Raw genomic sequence first — 18,207 nt, forward strand, 5'->3', positions numbered from 1 at the left:
TCGTGTTCCACCCGTGCGACGACCGACTAGCTATTCGCGAGTTGGTGGAGAAGTGGGCGGTATGGCGGGATGCAGGCGATTGGGAGCGTTTCGCCACGGTCTGGCACCCGGAGACCGGTTGGATGACCGCGACCTGGTTTCAAGGACCGGCGACACGGTTCATCGAGGTCAGCCGGAAAGGCTCCGAGCGCGGTGTGTCGATCCTGCACTTCCTCGGCGGACACTCCGCGGATGTGGTGGATGACCGCGCGATCGCCCAGACGAAGATGACGATCAATCAGCGCGCCGAGGTCGACGATGTCTTGGTCGATGTTGTGTGCACCGGCCGGTTCTACGACTTTCTCTCCCGCGAGCAGGGGGGCTGGAAGATCGTGCGCCGGCAGCCGATCTATGAGAAGGACCGACTCGACGTTGTCGATCCCGCTTCACGGCTGGAGCTGGACCCGACACTGCTTGGGCGCTTCCCGACCGGCTACCGCCACCTTGGCTACCTCCAGACGCAGGCCGGATTCACCGTGGCGCCCGGGCTGCCCGGGCTGACCGGCGAGGCGGTCGAGCGCCTCTACACCGAGGGCGCTCAGTGGCTCGCAGGGTCCGCCGAAGCGGGGGACCCACACAAGACGTTGCCGAGCGCCGAGGACAGCCGATGACCCGCACCGGCGACCCGACTGTCGCTGGCTTCTGTGAGACAATGGCTCCTTCGTGGCGGCCCACCGGCATCCGGCCGGTGGCCGAGATCGCCGAGGAGTGCCGGCGGCGCGGCCTCTGGACCGCCACCACAATTAGCTGGCCGACCTGGACCGCCATCGTCGGGAACGGCCGCCGAGCTCATGGATGACTCCAGGTCGAAGTCGACAGCCGTCCGCTCTACAAGACCTGCTATCTCCCGGGGTCGCAGGCGATCTGAGCCGAAAATTGCGCCAAGATGGCCGCGTTGGTGACAAGGCCGGGAATACGCCGGAGCACGGCCGGCGCTGCATTGATCATGAGCAACCCGCCCGCACCGGGACCGCTGATCGATGGACAGCGCAGCCACCGTCGCGTGGCGGAGCCACGGAGCCGGCTCATGACCGCTGCCGCGGACACGCTGGTCCGTCGGCCGGCCCCGGCCACGCCGCGGGTCTCCGACCCGCTGGCAGAAACCGTACGTCTCTTCGGTGCGCACGGTTCGGTCGGGACGCGGACCGACGCCGGCGGAGACTGGGGTCTGTGGCTCGACACCTGCCCCGGCGCGGCGATGCACCTCATCACCTCCGGGACGGTTTGGCTGGAGGTCCCGCAAGAGCCGCGCCGGCCGCTCCGGACGGGCGACGCGGTGCTGTTGCCGCCGGGCACGGCGCACGGGCTGTCCAGCGGCGAAGGTGTACGGATGGGGTCCTGTGATCGCGCCGCCGCCTCCCGGGCCCGTGACCGGGGCGGCGTGGTGCGACTCGGATCCGGACCGGTGTCGGCCCGGTTAATCACGGTGCACTATGACCTTGACCCCGCGGTGAGCCAGACGCCGGTGTCGATGCCGGGAGCCGTCCTGCACGTCGCGGGGGCCCGCAGCCGCAAACTGGACGCGACGATCGGTCTGCTGTGCGACGAGCTCTCACACCCCGAGATCGGTGTCACCGCCGCGGTCAACAGCCTCGTCGATCTGCTGCTCGTGCAGTTCGTCCGGGCGGTCGGCGCCGGCGGCTCGGGTCCCGCCGCTTCGCCCTGGCTGACCACGGTGACCGACCCGGTGGTACGCGATGCCCTCGCCCTCATGCACCAGGGTCCCGCATATCCGTGGACCACGGCCGATCTCGCCTCGGCGGTCCGGGTGTCGCGAGCCACCCTGAGCCGCCGTTTCCCCGCCGCGCTCGGTATCTCACCAGGGGCCTACCTGACTTCGTGGCGGATGGACGTGGCCGCCGTCCGCCTTCGCGACACCGATGACCCGATCGACGTCGTAGCCGAAACCGTCGGTTACGCTTCGTCGCACGCCTTCCGCCGTGCGTTCCACCGGGCTCGCGGGCAATCGCCGCTGCGCTACCGCACCGTGTCCCGGATGGCGTCGGAGTAGCCACCCGGGCTGCTCTCATCGCGAGCCGCGCGGGCCTCAGCTGCTGGTCGCCGGCCTCAGTTGCTGGTCGCCAGAACGAAACCGCGCGGCTCGCCGGTCAGCGAAGCCTTGGCCGCCGCACCGTAATCGTCCGCCACGATCTCGATCCGGCGGGCCTCGATACCGTCGAGCGCGGAGCTGACGATGTCGACCGGGTCGTTCATCACGGCAGCCGGGTTGAACGCCTTCATGGTCTCGGTTCTCGTCGGCCCGAAGACCAGCCCAGAAACGAGGGTCCGCTGCTCCGCCAGCTCGAGCCGGATTCCATTGGTCAGGCTCCACTGTGCGGCCTTGGCCACCGCGTAGGAGTTGTTGCCGTCGAAGCTCATCCAGGACAGATTCGACAGCACGTTGAGAATGGCGCCGCCGCCGTTGGCGCCGAGGACCGGCGCGAACGCGCGGACCATGTTGAGGGTGCCGAAGAGATGCGTCTCGACGACCATTCGGATCTTGTCCAGATCGCCCTCGACCAGGTTCTGGCTCAACGAGACGCCCGCGTTGTTGATCAGCAGGGTCACGTCGCCGGCGGCCTCGGCGGCTGCGGCCACCGACGCCGGGTCGGTGATGTCCAGGCGTAGCGGCACGACGCCGGGCAGGTCGACGAGCTCGGGGCGTCGCGCGGCCGCGTACACCTTCTTCGCCCCTCGCCGCAGCAGGTGCTCAGCGAAGAGGCGACCGAGGTCACGACCGGCGCCGGTGACCAGTGCAGTGCATCCCTGCAATTGCATGATTCTCCTTCTTCGACGGGCGTCTTTCCGGTCGATCGTAGGAATTCGGTCGGGACGAACGGGTGGTCGAATGCCTCAGGACCGTGACCGTCTGCCTCTGTTTTCAACGCCTGGCCCGCCGTGCGTCGGCCCTCTGGCCCTCGCCGTGACGTACGAGGCGGGGAAGGTGGAGAAACCGTGGTAAGCGACGGTCTTGAACCCGACGCACGTGCAGCGTGACAACCGTTCGCCCGGCCTCCCGGGCCAACGCCGGTGCGCGCAAGGTGAGGGCGGCGCCGACGCCCTTGCGACGGACGCGAGCGTCCGTGGCGATGCAGTGAGCCGTTTCATCGGGACGGTGAAGGTCACAGGTGGTGTGGGCGGCTGGTGTCGACATAGGACGAGGCTCCGGCAAGACAGCAACCGACCAAGATTAGATGCCCGACCGGGAGCCCCGCTGTGCTGTCTTCCCCTGCGCGATTGCGTTGTCACCCGCAGCCTGAACCACCTCGCCGCGCTCATCCGAGTCCGCCGTGACCAGCGGCGATCCCGACGGCGGCGCCTCGACCCCGGCCGGCAGGCTTTGCTCGCCCTGGCCCACGTGCGCAGCGGCGACACGCTGTCGCGCCTGGCCGCCGGGTTTCAGATCGGCGTCACGACGGCCTGGCGCCACGTTCGCGAGACGATCGACCTGCTCGCCGTCACCGCCGACGACCTGGCAGCGGCGATGACCCGATCCGGCTGCTGGCCTAGGTGTGCTGTCCGGGGAGGTTGGTCAGCCTGGTAACCGGTGGCCGGCCGCCGATGGCGGAGTGGGGCCTACCCGTCCGGCCCTCGAGACCACGCGGACCATCGCACCTAGTCTCTCGTGTCTGCCTGCTCCTGACGCCACCCCGGACGATCGGACACGATCGGGCCTTGTGTCGGGTCCCTTGCGCCTTACTGCACGACTTACCCATCCCGTGCCCTCCGGAGGGACATCCATGAGCAGCGTGCAGGTGAGCCCGGACGACGCCGTCGGCCACGCGGAGGACCAGACACTGGTGATGGCCCTGGAGGTCGTCGTCATCCCGGTCGCAGTCGTCGACCGGGCGCTGCACCGACGACGGCCGGCTGGGATGGCGGCTCGACGCCGACGTCACCACCGGACCGGACTTCTGGGTGGTGCAGCTGCCCCCTCCGGGATCGAGCGCCTCGATCATCTTCGGCAGTGGGCTCACCTCGGCGGCCCCGGGATCCGTGCAGAGTCTCCATCTGGTCGTGGCCGACCTCGACGCAGCGCGCGCCGAGCTGATCCGGCGCGGTGTGGAGATCGGAGAGCCCTTCCACGACGCCGGAGGGGTGTTCCACCACGCCGAGGGCGACGTACTCCTCCCCGGACCCGATCCGGAGGGACGCAGCTGCGGCTCGTTCGCCTCCTTCAGCGACCCGGACGGCAACCGCTGGTTCCTCCAGGAGATCCAGGTCCGCCTCCCCGGCCGCTGATCCGACCCCCGCGCGTGTCCGCCCCACCGACCGCCCGGACCGCCCGCGAGGGTCCGCTGGTGACCTTCGCCCGCAGCGACGTCGCCACCGCGTTCCCGAAATACGCACGCAGCGTGCTCGAGCTCGCCGAGGCTTGCAACGGCCCCGCCCGCTGGAGCTGCCGGGCCGGAGTGCCACACGTGCCTCACTCCGCTGCTCGCCGGCGACGTCGGCTACGCGCCGGCCGCGCTCGAACCGCAACCCGACGGACACGTGCTGATCTGCTGCGCGCAGCCCACCTCCGACATCGTCCTGGACCTGTGACCGCGGCGGCCGCCGTGCCGAGGAGGAGTAGATGACCCGCACTGCATCCGATGACCGTGACGACCCGGCCGATGAAGCCGCGACCCGGGCCCAGATCGCGGAGCACTGGACGGCCTCCGAGCTCGGGGACATCGACACGGAGCACGCGATCTACGCCCCGGACGCGATCCTGGACTACCCCCAGTCCGGAGAACGCTTCCGGGGCCGGTCGACGATCGCCGCGCAACGGGGAGGACACCCCGCCGATCGCCACTTCGAACTGATCCGACTCGTGGGGGCGGGCGACGTCTGGGTGAGCGAGTGCGTGATCACCTACGACGGCGTGCCCACCCGTTCGGTGAGCATCATGGAGTTCGACTCCGGTCTCGTGACACACGAGACCCAGTACTTCGCCGACCCCTTCCCTGCGCCTGCCTCACGAGCGGCACTGGCGGAGCCCCACTCCCGATGACCGGCTCCGCCGTCGACCCGCAGCACGTGATCGTCGTGGGCGCCGGGCCCGGACTCGGGGCCGCCATTGCGCGCCGTTTCGGTCGCGAGGGCTTCGCGGTGACCCTCGTCGCCCGCCACGAACGGAACCTCGCCGAGCTCGCGGGCAGGCTTCGCGACGCCGGCGTCCCCGTCGACACCGTCACGGCCGATGTCGCGGATGCCCACGGCTTCCGAACGGCACTCGAGGAGCTGGCCCGTCGCACCACCCCCGGTGTAGTGGTCTACAACCTCGCCTCCATTGCTCCTGACCGCATCCTGACCAGCGACGTCGATCATCTGCTCGTCACCTACGCCGTCGACGTCGTGGGGGCCGTCACCGCCGCCCAGGTGTTCACCCCGGCCATGCGCCGAGCGGGCCGGGGCACGTTCCTCGCCACCGGCGGACACCCCTCGGTCGCCCCCGAGCCCCGGTACGCCACGCTCTCCCTGGGCAAGGCCGGTCTCCGCGCGGCGGTGTCGCTGCTGCACGACGACCTCAAGGCCGACGGCGTCCACGTTGCCGGCATCAGGATCGAGGGCGCCATCATCCCCGGCACCGCGCTGGACCCTGGACGCATCGCCGACACTTACTGGGCCCTGCACACGCAGCCCCCCGGCGAGTGGAGCGCCGAGACCGTCGTCGACGGCCCGGGCGAACCCGGGCGAGCAGGGGCAGCGACGCCTTAGGTCGTGTCCGAGATCCCCGTCCTGCGGGAAGCAGACGGTCACCGCCCCGGTCTCGACCGGGTCGGTCAGCACTCGCATCGCCGACAGCAGGGCGGCGGGCAGCTGTTCCGACCGCCGGACGCGGTCGAAGTACTTGGAGACCGTGCCGGCGAGCACCACGGGCGAGCGGGCCTCGGGCCGGGAGCGACCGCTCCGCGATGCCAGAGGCACGCCCAGCACTACGGCCAGGAGGAGCCAGACAGCCGCGGCGAACCAGAGCATGAGCACCGAGAGCATGGAGGACGCCGACGACCGGAATCTCCTTCGTCCTCGGCGTGGCCACCGAGGCCGTGGCCCTGCTCAGCGCCACCCTGTCCATCGCCTTCGCGGCTCGTCGCGGCCGGTGGCGACCTCGACCGGGCCGTCTTCCTCGACGCCGTCACGCGGACCGACGACGAGTCGCCGCTGGTCCAGCCGCACGACACCCGGTTCCTGGCCGAGGAGATCGAAGAGCCGGGTGCTGCGCTGGTGGTGCTCGACGCGGGTGCGTCGGTCATCGACAGCGCGCTGGACGGGGACCGTGACCGCCAGATGCGGCGCGGGCTGGAGCCGATCTCGAAGCTCGCGGCGGACACCGGCGTTGCGGTCGTGGGCATCGTGCACTTCGGGAAGCGGGAGTCGGCGGACACCGGCAAGCTGATCCTCGGCTCGATCGCCTGGTCACAGGTGGCGCGCTCGGTCTTGGCGGTGGCCCGGGACGAGCACACCCACCAGCTCGTCATCTCCTCGACGAAGGCGAATCTCGCGCCGGGCGACGCGGTGTCGCTGGCGGTCGGCCTTGTCCCCGCGGTGGTGGAGACTCCGGACGGGATCACGCAGGTTGCGCGGGTCGAGTGGCGCGGCGAGACAGCGCAGCGAGCGGAGGAGCTGCTCGCGGTCAGCCCGAGGGAGAGGACCGGTCGCTGATCGCTGAGGCGGTGGCGTGGCTGCTCGGCTACCTCGCTGACGAGAAGCGCGCCGGCTCAGCTGGGGCCGGGGAGATCCTGCGGGCAACGAAGGCAGACGGATTCAACGAGCGGCTGCTGCAGCGCGCCCGCAAGCGCGCCGGGTCTCCACCCACCGGGCTGCGACCGGTTGGACCTGGACGCTCGTCACCGCATCAAGGCGGGAAGGAGGCGGCGGAGAGGCTTCAGGGCCGTCGGGCGCTCCGCGCCGACCGGAGCCGCTCGAGGTCGCCGTCGGCGAGCGCCGACCAGAACCGCAGCGCCGCGTGCTCCATCTCGAGCCCGAGCTCGAGGGTGATCATGCGGGGCTCGGCCCGGGGGTCGTCGCCGAAGCGCTCGACCATCTGCTCGTAGACCGCGATCCGCTCCTCGTGCTGCTTGATCTGGTCGCGGGCGAGTGCGGGCACGTTCTCGGGGTCACCCGCCTCGTTGAAGAACAGCTTCAGCTCGGCGATGTCGCGCATCTGGAAGTGCTCGTGGGTGGGGGAGGCGAGCCAGTCCTGCAGGGCGGCGCGGCCGGCGTCGGTGAGCGAGTAGGTCTTGCGGCGGCGCCCGCTCTCCTCGACGGCGAGCTCCAGGAGCCCGAGCGCCGCGAGCCGGTCCGGCTCGGAGTAGAGCTGGGCGTGCGGGAAGTGCCAGAAGTACCCCACCGAGTGCCCCACCGCGCGCTTGAGCTCGTACGGCGTGGACGGGCCGCGCAGCGCGATCATCCCGAGCACGACGTACGACGTGGCGGACAGCCGGACGTCGTCCACTTGCCCCTCCTCCTGGTCCGGGACCGCGATGATAACGGTCCGACCGTCCGAGACGTACGGTCCGGCCTTGCCCGGCGTCCATCCGGATAGTACGGTCTGAAACAGATCGTCAAGGAGGACGGATGGATCTCGGAACGGTCTTGCGGTGGACCGCCGAGCGCTTCCCGAAGCGCGCTGCGGTGCGTGGGAGCGGGCGGCACCTGAGCTACCGCGAGTGGGATGCGCGCACCGACCGACTGGCGCGGGCGCTGGCGGCCGAGGGGGTGCGGCCGGGTGACCGGGTGGCGCTCGCCCTGACCGGCGGGGAGCCGGTCGCCAGCCTGCACCTGGCGGTGCAGAAGCTGGGGGCGGTCTCGGTGCCGCTGTCCACGCGCTTCTCGCCCGACGAGCTGCGCTACTGCCTCGAGGACGCCGCCGCGCGCCTGCTGGTGGCCGATGCGGCCAACGGCGAGCGCGCCGCTGCGGCGGCCGTGGGCGGCGGGGTCGTGGTGCGGGACGCGGCCGAGCTCGACGCCCGGGCCGAGGCCGAGCCCGACCATCCGCTCGGCACGCGGGTGGCGGAGACCGACCTCAGCGTGATGCTCTACACCTCGGGCACGACGGGCCGACCCAAGGGCGTGCCGCGCACCCACCGCGCCGAGCACTCCGCGGCCGTGGCACACGCGGTGCAGACCCAGCAGCGCGACGGCGAGGTCGTGCTGGGCGTGATGCCGATGTTCCACACGATGGGGCTGCGCACGCTGCTCACGAGCATCGTCGTGGGTGGCACCTGGGTCGGGCAGCCCGCGTTCGACGCCGAGGAGTCGCTCGCCCTCGTCATGTCGGAGGGCGTGAGCTCGCTGTACCTGGTGCCCACGATCTACTGGTCGCTGCTGCGCACCGGCCGGCTGTCGGAGGCGCGGGCGCTGGACCGGCTCGCCTACGCCGGGGCCGCGATGACGCCTGCGCTGGCCGAGCAGCTGGTCGCGGAGGTCGGGCCGCGCGCGTTCGTGAACCACTTCGGCAGCACCGAGATCTACACGTTCACGATCGGCCCGGACGTGGCCGCCAAGCCGGGCTCGGCGGGCCGGGCCGGCATCTTCTCGCGCGTGCGGCTCGTGGCGCCCGAGGTCGGCGCGCCGCCGGACGCGCTGGTCGCGCCGGGGGAGCAGGGCCAGGTCATCGTGTCGATGGAGAGCCCGGAGGCCTTCGGCGGCTACTGGCAGCGCCCGGACGCGAACGCGAAGTCGATCCGTGACGGCTGGTACTACACCGGCGACCTGGCCGTCGCCGACGACGACGGCGACCTGTGGGTCTCCGGCCGCGTCGACGACATGATCAACTCCGGCGGGGAGAACATCTACCCCGACGAGATCGAGGCGGCACTCGTGCGCTGCGCGGCCGTGGACGACGTCTGCGTCGTCGGCCTGCCCGACGAGCGCTGGGGCCACGCGGTCACCGCCTTCGTGGTGCCCGCGGAGGGCACCGAGCCGATCCCCGCCGTCGAGCAGGCGGTGGCGTACGCCGGCGAGGTGCTGCCCTCGCTCAAGCGGCCCAAGCGGGTGATCGCGGTCGGGTCCATACCGCGCTCCGGGGTGGGCAAGACGCTGCGCCGCACGCTCGTCGCCGGGGACTTCACCCCGCTGGCCGACAGCGCGAAGGAGTCGACACATGACTGAGCCGCAGAACCAGGGACAGCAGCAGCGCTGGACACCGGCCCGTGTCGAGGACGGGCCGCTGGTCACCGGGCGGGGCAGGTTCCTCGACGACATTGACCCGCTGCCCGGCACCCTCGTCGCCGCCGTCGTGCGCTCCACGCAGCCGCACGCCCGGCTGCGGTCGGTGGACCTCTCGCGGGCGCGGGCGCACCCCGGCGTCGCCGCCGTGATCGGGCCGGAAGAGGTGCGCGCCGCGCTGCGGCCGTTCCCGCTGTCCACCGGCACCGCGATGCCCTACTACCCGACCGGCACCGACAAGGTCCGGTTCGTCGGGGAGCCGATCGCGGTCGTGGTGGCCACCGACCGGTACACCGCCGAGGACGCCGCTGAGCTGGTCGCGGTCGACTACGAGCCGCTGCCCGTCGTCGTGCACCCTCGGGCGGCGCTCGCACCGGACGCCCCGCTGCTGCACGAGGACGCCGGCTCGAACGTCGCCACCGACCGCACGTTCTCCTTCGGGCCGGTGGACGAGGCGTTCGCGCAGGCCGCGCACGTCGTCGAGGGGGAGTACGACTTCCCGCGCTACTCGTCGGTGCCGATGGAGTGCTACTCGGTGATCGCCGACTGGCGCGACGGCGGCGGCGACGGTTCCGGCGGGCCCTCGATCGAGGCCTGGGCCAACTTCCACGGTCCCTTCACGATGGTGCCCGTCATGGCGGGCGCGCTGGGCCTGCCGTCGTCGCGGATCCGGCTGCACGTGCCCGCCGACATCGGCGGGAGCTTCGGCATCAAGGCCGGGATCTACCCGTACGTCGTCCTCATGGCGCTCGCGTCGAAGCACGCCGGCACCCCGGTGCGCTGGACCGAGGACCGCGCCGAGCACCTGCTCGCCAGCTCCGCCGGAGCGGACCGCGTGATGCGGTTCGCGGCGGCGGTCGCCGCCGACGGCACCGTCACGGCACTGAAGGCCGACCTCGTCGACAACGTCGGCGCGTACCTGCGCCCGCCCGAGCCGTCGACGCTCTACCGCTGCTTCGGCAACATCACCGGGCCCTACCGCATCGGGGCGGTCGAGATCCGGGCGCGCGCCGTCGTCACCAACCGGATGCCGGTGGGGCTCAACCGCGGGTTCGGCGGCCAGCAGCTCTACTTCGGGCTCGAGCGCCTGATGGACGCCGTCGCCGACGCCGTCGGCCAGGACGTGCTCGAGGTGCGCACCCGCAACCTCGTCGGTTCCTTCCCGCACGAGACGCCCACCGGTGGTGTGTACGACTCGGGGGACTACTCGGCCGCCGTGGAGCTGGCCGTCAAGAACGCCGACCTGGCCGCGCTGCGCGCGCGCCAGGACGAGGTGCGCGCAGCCGGCGGCTTCTACGGCATCGGGGTCGGGCTGGTGGTCGACCCGTCCGGCACCAACATCGGCTACGTCGGGCTGGCCACCCCGAGCGAGCAGCGCAAGCCCGGGCGCGACAAGTCCGGCTCCACCGAGCACGTGCGGATCTCCGTCGACATGCAGGGCCTGGTCACGGTGATGCTCGGCAGCGTGCCGCAGGGCCAGGGGCACGCCACCGTGGCCCGGGCGGTCGCGGCGCGCCGGCTCGGGCTGCCCGTGGAGCAGGTGCGGGTCGTCGTCGACATGGACACCGCCACCACGCCGTGGACGGTCACGTCCGGCAGCTACTCGTCGCGGTTCGCGCCGCTGGTGACCAGCGCGGTCGTCGGGGCCGCCGACCGGATCGCCGGCACCGTCCGCGCGGCCGCCGGGGTGATGCTGGACCTGCCCCCCGAGGAGCTGGAGCTGGCAGACGGCCTGGTGCGGCAGCGATCCGAGCCGGACCGCGACGTGCAGTTCCGGCACGCCGCCGGCCTGGTGCACTGGGACCCCGGCGCGCTGCCGCCGGGCACGCCCGCCCGGCTCTACGAGGAGGCGGCGTTCACCCCGGCCGAGGTGAAGGCCGCGACGAAGGACGACCGCATCAACTCCTCGCTCTGCTACGGGTTCGTGGCCGAGATCGTCGCGGTGCGGATCGACCCGGACACCCTCGAGATCACCCTCGACCGGGTCTCGTCGGTGCACGACGCCGGCACCGTGCTCAACCAGCAGCTGCTCGACGGCCAGGTGCTCGGCGCGCTCACCCACGCCCTCGGCGGGGCGATGTACGAGGAGTTCACCTACGCCGACTCGGGCCAGCCGACGTCCGGCACGTTCCTCGACTACCTGTGCCCCACCGCCGCCGAGACGGGCTACGAGCTGCGCACCGACCACGTGGTGTCCCCGTCGCCGCTCACCCCGCTCGGGGCGAAGGGGTGCGGGGAGGGCTCGTCGATGAGCTTCCCGGTGGCGTTCGCCAACGCCGTCGCCGACGCCCTGCGCCCGGCAGGCGTCCCCATCACCCGGCTGCCGCTGCACGGCGACGTGCTGCACCGGCTGCTCGACACGAAGGAGTACTGAGACATGGCACTGACCGGCGGTGACGTCCACCTCGACCGCGGCCACGACGGGCGGGTCGCCTACCTGACCCTCTCCCACGGGAAGTACACCGTGATCACGTGGGAGATGCGCCAGCTCGTGGCGGAGCGGTTCGCCGAGATCGACCGCGACGACGACGTGCGGGTCGTGGTCGTCCGGTCCGACGGCGAACACTTCTCGTCCGGCGGGGACATCGCGGGATTCATGGAGGTCGACCCGATCGACTTCACCGACCTCGGCCACAACGTCACCGCGCCGGCGCGCAGCACCAAGCCGGTGATCGCGGCCGTCGACGGCTACTGCTTCGGGGTGGGCCTGGAGCTCGCGCTGTCCTGCGACATCCGCCTGGCCACCCCGCGCAGCCAGTTCGCGCTGCCGGAGATGAACCTCGGCATGATCCCCGGTTCCGGCGGCACGCAGCGGCTCGGCCGGCTGATCGGGCTGTCCCGGGCGAAGTTCCACATCATGACAGCCACCCGGATCCAGGCGCAGCAGGCGTTCGACTGGGGCGTGGTGGCCGGCCTGCACGCCGACCGGGACGCGCTGTACGCCGCGGTCGACGAGCTGGCGCTGAAGATGGCCGACTTCTCCCCGTCGGCGCAGCGCACCGCGAAGGAGGTCCTCGACAAGGGCCTCGACGGGCCGCTGTACACGGGCATCGAGCTGGAGCGGAAGGCCTACTCGATGCTGCGTGCCACGAACGACTTCGCCGAGGGCGTCAAGGCGTTCGAGGAGAAGCGCAAGCCCACTTTCCAGGGAAGGTGACCCGAGCATGAAGGCCCCGCCGTTCGCCTACGTCCGCCCCGCCACGCTCGACGACGTGCTCGCCGAGCTGGCCGGCGGTGACGCAAAGGTGCTCGCGGGCGGGCAGTCGCTCGTGCCCGTGCTGGCGATGCGGCTGGGCCGGCCCGCGACGCTCGTCGACATCAACTCGGTCGCCGACCTGCACGGGCTGGCGGCGGTGTCCGGCGCGCTGCGGGTCGGCGCCGCCGTCCGGCAGCGCACGGTCGAGCGCGCCGATGCGGCCCGTGCCGTGCCGCTGATCGGGATGGCGCTGCCCTTCGTCGGGCACCGCGAGCTGCGCAGCCGCGGGACGGTCGTGGGCAGCCTGGCCCACGCCGATCCCGCGGCCGAGCTGCCCGCCGTCGCGGCCTGCCTGGAAGCCACGATCGAGGTCGCCGGCCCGTCCGGGCGCCGCTCGGTGCCGGCCGCCGCCTTCTTCACCGGCGCGATGACGACGGGCGCGGGTCCCGACGAGATCGTCGTCGCCGTCGCGTTCCCGACGGCGCGGCCGGGGGAGGGGTTCGGGTTCGCCGAGATCGCCCGGCGGCACGGCGACTTCGCCCTCGCCGGTGTGGCCACCCGCGTCCGCGTCGACGCCGACGGCATCACGGACGCCCGGCTCACCGGGTTCGGAATCTCCGACCGGCCGGTCTCGCGCGACGTCACCGCGCTCGTGCAGGCAGCGGGTGAGCGCGAGCCGGAGCTGCGCGTCGCCACCGCCGAGCTCGCCACCGAGGTCGTCGACACCGCCGGTGACGCCCACGGCTCCACCGGCTACCGCAGGCGTCTGTTCGGGGTGCTCGCCGCGCGCGAGCTGGCCCGTGCCGTGCGCCACGCCCGCCGCTCCAGCGAGGAGGACCCGACATGACCCTTCCCCAGGCGCGACCGGAGAAGGTCGCGGCGGGTGAGAGCGTCGCGATCACGATGACCGTGAACGGCACCGAGGTGACGGTCCACGCCCCGCCGCGAGTGCACCTCGCCGACGTGCTGCGCGAGCAGCTCGGCCTGACCGGCACCCACCTCGGCTGCGAGCACGGCGTGTGCGGCATGTGCACCGTGCTCGTCGACGGCGCGGCGGCCCGCGCGTGCCTGCTGTTCGCGGTGCAGTGCGAGGGCGCGGAGGTCGTCACCGTCGAGGGGCTGGGCGGCCCGGACGACCAGCACCCACTGCAGCAGGCGTTCTCCGCCCACCACGGGCTGCAGTGCGGCTTCTGCACCCCCGGCATGCTGATGAGCAGCTACGACCTGCTCGCCGAAGGGCCCATGGGCACGGCGCTCCCGGCCGAGGACCTTCCGGTGGAGATGTCGGGTGTGCTGTGCCGGTGCACCGGCTACCGGGGCATCCTCGCGGCCGTCGCGGACGTCGCCGCGGAGCACCCGGAGGGCCTGCCCGGGCCGCGCGGCTGCGGCGCGCGCACGCTGGTCGGACGCGGGACCGCCCGGTCGCGGTCGACGGCGGATGCCCCCGAGGAGGAGCCCCGGCCGCAGGTGCCCGCCGAGGTGCGGCTGCCCGCGGGCGCGCCGTCGGCCACCGTCGAGGTGCGCAGCGAGCTCGGGGTCCCCGTCGAGAAGGCGTGGGAGGTGCTCGACGACTTCCACCGGCTGGCTGCCTGCCTGCCCGGCGCCGAACTCGTCGAGGTGCTGGACGAGCACCGCTATCGCGGCCGCGCAACGGTCGCGCTCGGGCCCGTGAAGCTGGCGTTCGACGGTCTGGCGCAGGTGGTCGAGCGCGCGCCGGACGAGCACCGCCTGCGGGTGCACGCCCAGGGCGCCGACACCGGCGGCAGCACCACGCAGGCCGACATCCGGCTACACGCCGAGCCCGCCCCCGGGGGCGGCACGGTCCTGCAGGCCGAGGCGGCGCTGTTCCTGTCCGGACGGATCGCGCAGTTCGGTCGGGCGCTGGCCGGGGACGTCAGCAGGCGGCTGTTCGAGCAGTTCGCCGTGGCCGTCGAGGAGAACGCGCGCACGGGGCGCGCCACGGCGACGCCCGCGCGCCCGCCCGGCGCGCTGTCGCTGCTGGCCGCGACGCTCGCCGCGCGGCTGCGGGTGGCGGTGCGCCGGTGGCGCCGGAACCGGTAGCCCGCCGTCGTGGAGCTGCACCAGCTGCGCTACTTCGTGGGTGGGGCGCGTACTCGTTCGGCACCGCCGCCGCCCAGGTGGCCGTGGACCCGCAGACCGGCGAGTTCGACGTCGAGCGGTTCGTCCTGGTCCACGACGGGGGGACGGTCGTGAACCCGACGATCGTCGAGGGGCAGGTCCGCGGCGGGCTGGCCCAGGGGTTCGGCGCCGCGCTGAGCGAGGAGCTGCGCTACGACGCCGACACCGGCCAGCTCGTCAACGGCTCCATGGTGGACTACTTCGTCCCGACGGCCGCCGACCTCCCGCAGGTGGAGCTGCTGCACACCGAGGTGCCCTCGCCGGTCACGCCGTTCGGCGTCCGCGGCGTCGGCGAGGTGGGCACCATCCCGCCCGGTGCCGCCGTCGCGAACGCGGTGTGCGACGCGCTCGCGGACCACGGCGTCGAGCTGACCGCCCTGCCCATCACGCCGGAGGCGATCTGGAGCGCGCTCGCGGGACGCACGGCCGCCCGCGAGCCCGAGCTCACGCCCACCCCGGCCGACCTGCCCGACGGAGGAGTCGAGTACTGATGACCGAGAACCCCGACGGTCCGACCTGCGCCGCACCCGCCCCCGCCGGGCTCTCGCGCATCGGGCTGATCGTGCCCAGCTCCAACACCACGATGGAGACCGAGCTCCCGGAGCTGTTCCGCCGGCAGAGCGAGGCCACCGGGCACCGCTACACCTTCCACTCGGCGCGCGCCGCGATGAAGCAGGTCACCCGCGAGGAGCTCCTCGCCATGGTGGGCCGGGCCGCAGAGTGCGCGACGGCGGTGTCCGACGCCGCCGTCGACGCCATCGCCTACGCCTGCCTGGTCGCGGTGATGGCGCAGGGCCCGGGCGCGCACAAGGAGTCCGAGCAGGTCATCGCGGACGCCGCCCGGGCGAACGGGCACCCCGCCGAGGTCGTCAGCAGCGCGGGGGCCCTGGTCCGGACGCTGCGCGGCCTCGGCTACTCCCGGGTCGCGATCGTCACGCCGTACATGGCGCCGCTGACCCGGATGGTGCGGGAGTACATCGAGGGCGAGGGGATCGAGGTCCTCGACGCCATCGCCCTCGAGGTGCCCGACAACCTCGCCGTCGGTCGGCTGGACCCCGAGCGGCTGCCGGGCATCGCCCGCGGCCTGCGCCGGGACGCCGCGGACGCGATCGTGCTGTCCGCCTGCGTCCAGATGCCCTCGCTTCCCGCTGTGCAACGGGTCGAGGACGAGTTGGGTCTGCCGGTGATCACCGCTGCGACGGCGACCGCCTACGAGGTCCTGCTCGGCCTCGGTCACACGCCCTCCATCGCCGGCGCGGGCCGGCTGCTGGCCGGCACCTCGGAGCGTGGGAACAGCGCTGCCGGGTAGAGCCACGGACCTGCACCGGCCCTCGCCGCTCGCGCAGCCCGGAGGTGAGCTCGTGCAGGCCTGCTCGAGATCGCGTTCGTCGTCGACCCGGCCGGCAACCAGCTCTCCCTGGCGAGGTCGAGCCCGAATGGGCGGCGTGGGCCGGGTCGAAACGGGGCTCTGACGTGACGGAGGCCGGGGGCCGGCCTCGGGTCAGCCCGCGAAGACGAACGGCAGAATGACGGCGGCCGACAGAAGTGAGATTCCGCCGAGCAGGTCCGAGCGTATCGGAATGAGCCGCGCAGCACCGCGTCCGAGGAGCAGCCCGGCCAGTGACATCACTGCGGTCATCACTCCGAAAGCGACGGCCGGGACCAGGGGGGAGAACCCGAGCAGTCCCAATCCCGTGCCCGCGAGAAGGTTGTCCAGACTGAGGGCGAGCGGCATCCCGAAAAGCGTCACCCATGGTTGGTCGACCTCTTCCGGCGCGGGCTTCCGCAGCGCGGTGACGATGAGGTACACGCCGTAGACGCCGAGCACGGCCGGTCCGACGTAGTCCGCGACCGGCCCGATCAGCTCGCCGAGATAGTGCCCCGCCACTCCGCCCACGAGCGGGGCCAGAAAGTCCCAGAATCCGAACACGAGGGCGATCTGCACGGCACGGGCGAGGCTGAACGGAACCGTTCCGAGCGCGATCGACGACCGGAAATTGTCGAGACTGAGGAAGAAGCCCAGGGTCAGGATTTCGATCATCGGACACCGATCTCGGCAGCGCAAAAACGGAGGTCGGCGAGAAGTGTCGCCGTGTCGGCCGTAATTCTGGGTGTCGGAGTTTACCGTCGGGCATTTGCCGCGGACAATGACCCGCCACCCACCCTGAATCGGCTACCGCTCACCCGTCCCTGATGACCGTCTGCACGCCGCCCCCCGGGACGGCTGCTCCCCACGATGTCACTCCCGGCGGTCGGCCCCGGCTGATCGTTCCGCGCGTGCGCCGACCCGGCGCTCGTGGAACGCGCGGACCCGAGGGTGTCGGCCGTGCCGTGCGCAGATGCCCTGCACGAGCCGGAGCAGGTCCTCGCGCGCCGCTGTCCAGCGCCGGCGCACGTCCTCGATCTCGTCCTCGCCCAGCACCGTGCCGTCGTGGGCCGCGGTCTGCATCTCGCGCAGGGCCTGCCGCATCGTCCGCGAGGCGACACGGACGGGGTGCGTGCGGTCGCCGGCGAGGAGCGAGACCACGTTCGACTTGCGTTCCGCCCCCTCGACGGCGTCGTCGGCGTCGTTCCGCAGGGCGTCCCAGCGGTCGTCCCCGGGAGTGGCCCGGTGAAGCCGGCGCAGAGCCCGGAACTCGGCGTCCGAGGCGGTCAGGAACTCGGCGACGCCGTCGACGAACGCCTTCTCCCACCGTGCCTCGGACTCGTAGCGCCGGGTGCGCCGGTCACGGACCGACTGCGCGGCGGCCGCGATCACCCCGCCGAGCACGGTGCCCGAGAGGGCCGAGATCGTCCCTAGCCACGTGGGGTCCGCCACCCGACGAGCGTACCGATCACGGCGCGAATCACCCGTTTCGTCCGCCGCGCCGACGGCACGAACCGGTCGCCCGAGCCACCCCCCCGGGAGCTACTGCGCGGCGGTGGTGGCGATGCCGGTCAGGGCCGGCCCTGTCCAGCCGCGGGTGACGGGCTCCGCCTGGGCGTTGACGACGACCGGGCCGTCACGGTGGGAGGCGTAGGCGTCGCCGGTGAAGCGGACCGTGCGGTACCGGCCGCGCTCCCGGGACAGCTCGGTCACGTTGCCGGTGCCGCTGGTGTCCATGAGCTGCTCGAGCGCACGGGCGCTCGCCTCGTCGGGCATCGCGACCCAGGAGACCGCGACGACCGCGGCGTCACCGTCCTGGTCGCGCAGCTCGAAGTGGGCGCGGTGGAGGCCCGCGCAGGGCGTCCGGCGGAAGAAGTCCTGGATCCGGCCGTAGGAGTCGGCGACGCAGTCCGTCGAGTCGGCGGTGACGGTGGCGGTCAGGCGGACGCCCTTCCCGACGATGCGCGCCTCCGCGGCGGCCGAGTCGCTGGTGCCGACGCGCGACCCGGTGGGCGCGTCCGAACGGTCGTCGGCCGAGATGGACGCCTCGCCGGACGGCGTCGCGTTCCCGATCGCCGTCACCACGCCGGTGCCGGCCAGGAGAGCGATGCCGAGGGCGAGGGCGAGCGAGGTGCCGCCGCCGCTGCCCTTCTCGCTCGTGCCACTTCTGCCGCCGATCTTCACTGCCAACGGGGACGTCCTCCGGCTCTCACTCGCGGTCACCGAGACAGCGCGCCGGGTCGTCGCGGTGTTACGGCGGCGCGTCCTCCGGACAGCCTGCGTTGCCCGGCCCTCCTGCCGGGCCGACCCG

18 protein-coding genes and 1 pseudogene are annotated in these 18,207 nt (G+C 72.4%); 14 read left to right on the plus strand and 5 right to left on the minus strand.

The window, feature by feature from the left end:
* The first annotated feature begins 2 nt into the window (after positions 1 to 2).
* The gene (locus LWC35_RS20625; RefSeq protein ID WP_308194613.1) at positions 3 to 650 is read left to right on the plus strand and encodes a nuclear transport factor 2 family protein; all 648 of its coding nucleotides are present in this window, start codon (positions 3 to 5) and stop codon (positions 648 to 650) included.
* A 416-nt stretch (positions 651 to 1,066) separates the two neighbouring features.
* Positions 1,067 to 2,050, plus strand: coding sequence for an AraC family transcriptional regulator (locus LWC35_RS20630; RefSeq protein ID WP_232871810.1), 984 nt, complete (start codon positions 1,067 to 1,069; stop codon positions 2,048 to 2,050).
* A gap of 56 nt (positions 2,051 to 2,106) precedes the next feature.
* On the opposite strand, the gene LWC35_RS20635 is transcribed toward LWC35_RS20630, so the two are convergent.
* A complete protein-coding gene (locus tag LWC35_RS20635) occupies positions 2,107 to 2,817 on the minus strand; it encodes an SDR family oxidoreductase (RefSeq protein WP_232871811.1) in 711 nt (236 codons plus the stop codon).
* A 436-nt stretch (positions 2,818 to 3,253) separates the two neighbouring features.
* Between LWC35_RS20635 and LWC35_RS20640 the strand changes: the two are divergent.
* From LWC35_RS20640 to LWC35_RS20660, 5 genes and pseudogenes are all read left to right on the plus strand, one after another.
* A pseudogene (locus LWC35_RS20640) lies at positions 3,254 to 3,532 on the plus strand (helix-turn-helix domain-containing protein); the annotation flags it as partial.
* A 503-nt stretch (positions 3,533 to 4,035) separates the two neighbouring features.
* The gene (locus LWC35_RS20645) at positions 4,036 to 4,281 is read left to right on the plus strand and encodes a VOC family protein (protein WP_232871812.1); all 246 of its coding nucleotides are present in this window, start codon (positions 4,036 to 4,038) and stop codon (positions 4,279 to 4,281) included.
* Positions 4,282 to 4,615: 334 nt separating this feature from the next.
* The gene (locus LWC35_RS20650; RefSeq protein WP_232871813.1) at positions 4,616 to 5,035 is read left to right on the plus strand and encodes a nuclear transport factor 2 family protein; all 420 of its coding nucleotides are present in this window, start codon (positions 4,616 to 4,618) and stop codon (positions 5,033 to 5,035) included.
* Complete coding sequence (locus LWC35_RS20655) at positions 5,032 to 5,742, plus strand: SDR family NAD(P)-dependent oxidoreductase (protein WP_232871814.1); 711 nt, start codon at positions 5,032 to 5,034, stop codon at positions 5,740 to 5,742. Before LWC35_RS20650 ends, LWC35_RS20655 begins: the two co-directional genes overlap by 4 nt.
* 3 nt (positions 5,743 to 5,745) lie before the next feature.
* Complete coding sequence (locus tag LWC35_RS20660; protein WP_443690208.1) at positions 5,746 to 6,687, plus strand: AAA family ATPase; 942 nt, start codon at positions 5,746 to 5,748, stop codon at positions 6,685 to 6,687.
* A gap of 223 nt (positions 6,688 to 6,910) precedes the next feature.
* Here the strand turns inward: LWC35_RS20660 and LWC35_RS20665 are convergent, their stop codons facing one another.
* Positions 6,911 to 7,480: a PadR family transcriptional regulator gene (locus LWC35_RS20665; protein WP_232871815.1), complete on the minus strand. Its 570-nt coding sequence runs from the start codon at positions 7,478 to 7,480 to the stop codon at positions 6,911 to 6,913.
* Positions 7,481 to 7,602: 122 nt separating this feature from the next.
* Here LWC35_RS20665 and LWC35_RS20670 point away from each other — a divergent pair, with 122 nt between their 5' ends.
* From LWC35_RS20670 to LWC35_RS20700, 7 genes are read left to right on the plus strand one after another with little or no spacing between them, the layout of a single operon-like run.
* A complete protein-coding gene (locus tag LWC35_RS20670; RefSeq protein ID WP_232871816.1) occupies positions 7,603 to 9,138 on the plus strand; it encodes a class I adenylate-forming enzyme family protein in 1,536 nt (511 codons plus the stop codon).
* Positions 9,131 to 11,569 carry a xanthine dehydrogenase family protein molybdopterin-binding subunit gene (locus tag LWC35_RS20675; protein WP_232871817.1) on the plus strand — a complete coding sequence of 813 codons (2,439 nt, stop codon included), beginning with the start codon at positions 9,131 to 9,133 and terminating at the stop codon, positions 11,567 to 11,569. Before LWC35_RS20670 ends, LWC35_RS20675 begins: the two co-directional genes overlap by 8 nt.
* Positions 11,570 to 11,572: 3 nt before the next feature.
* The gene (locus LWC35_RS20680) at positions 11,573 to 12,352 is read left to right on the plus strand and encodes an enoyl-CoA hydratase/isomerase family protein (RefSeq protein ID WP_232871818.1); all 780 of its coding nucleotides are present in this window, start codon (positions 11,573 to 11,575) and stop codon (positions 12,350 to 12,352) included.
* Between the two features lie 7 nt (positions 12,353 to 12,359).
* Positions 12,360 to 13,238, plus strand: coding sequence for an FAD binding domain-containing protein (locus LWC35_RS20685; protein ID WP_232871819.1), 879 nt, complete (start codon positions 12,360 to 12,362; stop codon positions 13,236 to 13,238).
* Positions 13,235 to 14,452, plus strand: coding sequence for a xanthine dehydrogenase family Fe-S subunit (locus LWC35_RS20690; RefSeq protein WP_232871820.1), 1,218 nt, complete (start codon positions 13,235 to 13,237; stop codon positions 14,450 to 14,452). Before LWC35_RS20685 ends, LWC35_RS20690 begins: the two co-directional genes overlap by 4 nt.
* The gene (locus LWC35_RS20695; protein WP_308194614.1) at positions 14,434 to 15,021 is read left to right on the plus strand and encodes a xanthine dehydrogenase family protein molybdopterin-binding subunit; all 588 of its coding nucleotides are present in this window, start codon (positions 14,434 to 14,436) and stop codon (positions 15,019 to 15,021) included. The genes LWC35_RS20690 and LWC35_RS20695 overlap by 19 nt, the downstream gene beginning before the upstream one ends.
* Positions 15,021 to 15,839: a maleate cis-trans isomerase family protein gene (locus LWC35_RS20700; protein ID WP_232871822.1), complete on the plus strand. Its 819-nt coding sequence runs from the start codon at positions 15,021 to 15,023 to the stop codon at positions 15,837 to 15,839. Before LWC35_RS20695 ends, LWC35_RS20700 begins: the two co-directional genes overlap by 1 nt.
* Before the next feature lie 192 nt (positions 15,840 to 16,031).
* On the opposite strand, the gene LWC35_RS20705 is transcribed toward LWC35_RS20700, so the two are convergent.
* The 3 genes from LWC35_RS20705 to LWC35_RS20715 all read right to left on the minus strand — a co-directional run bounded on the left by LWC35_RS20705 (position 16,032) and on the right by LWC35_RS20715 (position 18,086).
* Positions 16,032 to 16,571, minus strand: a complete 540-nt coding sequence (locus tag LWC35_RS20705) for a manganese efflux pump MntP (protein ID WP_232871823.1) — start codon at positions 16,569 to 16,571, stop codon at positions 16,032 to 16,034.
* A gap of 198 nt (positions 16,572 to 16,769) precedes the next feature.
* A complete protein-coding gene (locus tag LWC35_RS20710; protein WP_232871824.1) occupies positions 16,770 to 17,348 on the minus strand; it encodes a hypothetical protein in 579 nt (192 codons plus the stop codon).
* Positions 17,349 to 17,438: 90 nt separating this feature from the next.
* Complete coding sequence (locus tag LWC35_RS20715; protein ID WP_232871825.1) at positions 17,439 to 18,086, minus strand: hypothetical protein; 648 nt, start codon at positions 18,084 to 18,086, stop codon at positions 17,439 to 17,441.
* Between the last annotated feature and the right edge of the window lie 121 nt (positions 18,087 to 18,207).

Origin of the sequence: Pseudonocardia kujensis, from assembly GCF_021283305.1 — a bacterium.
GTDB classification, from domain to species: Bacteria; Actinomycetota; Actinomycetes; order Mycobacteriales; family Pseudonocardiaceae; genus Pseudonocardia; species Pseudonocardia kujensis.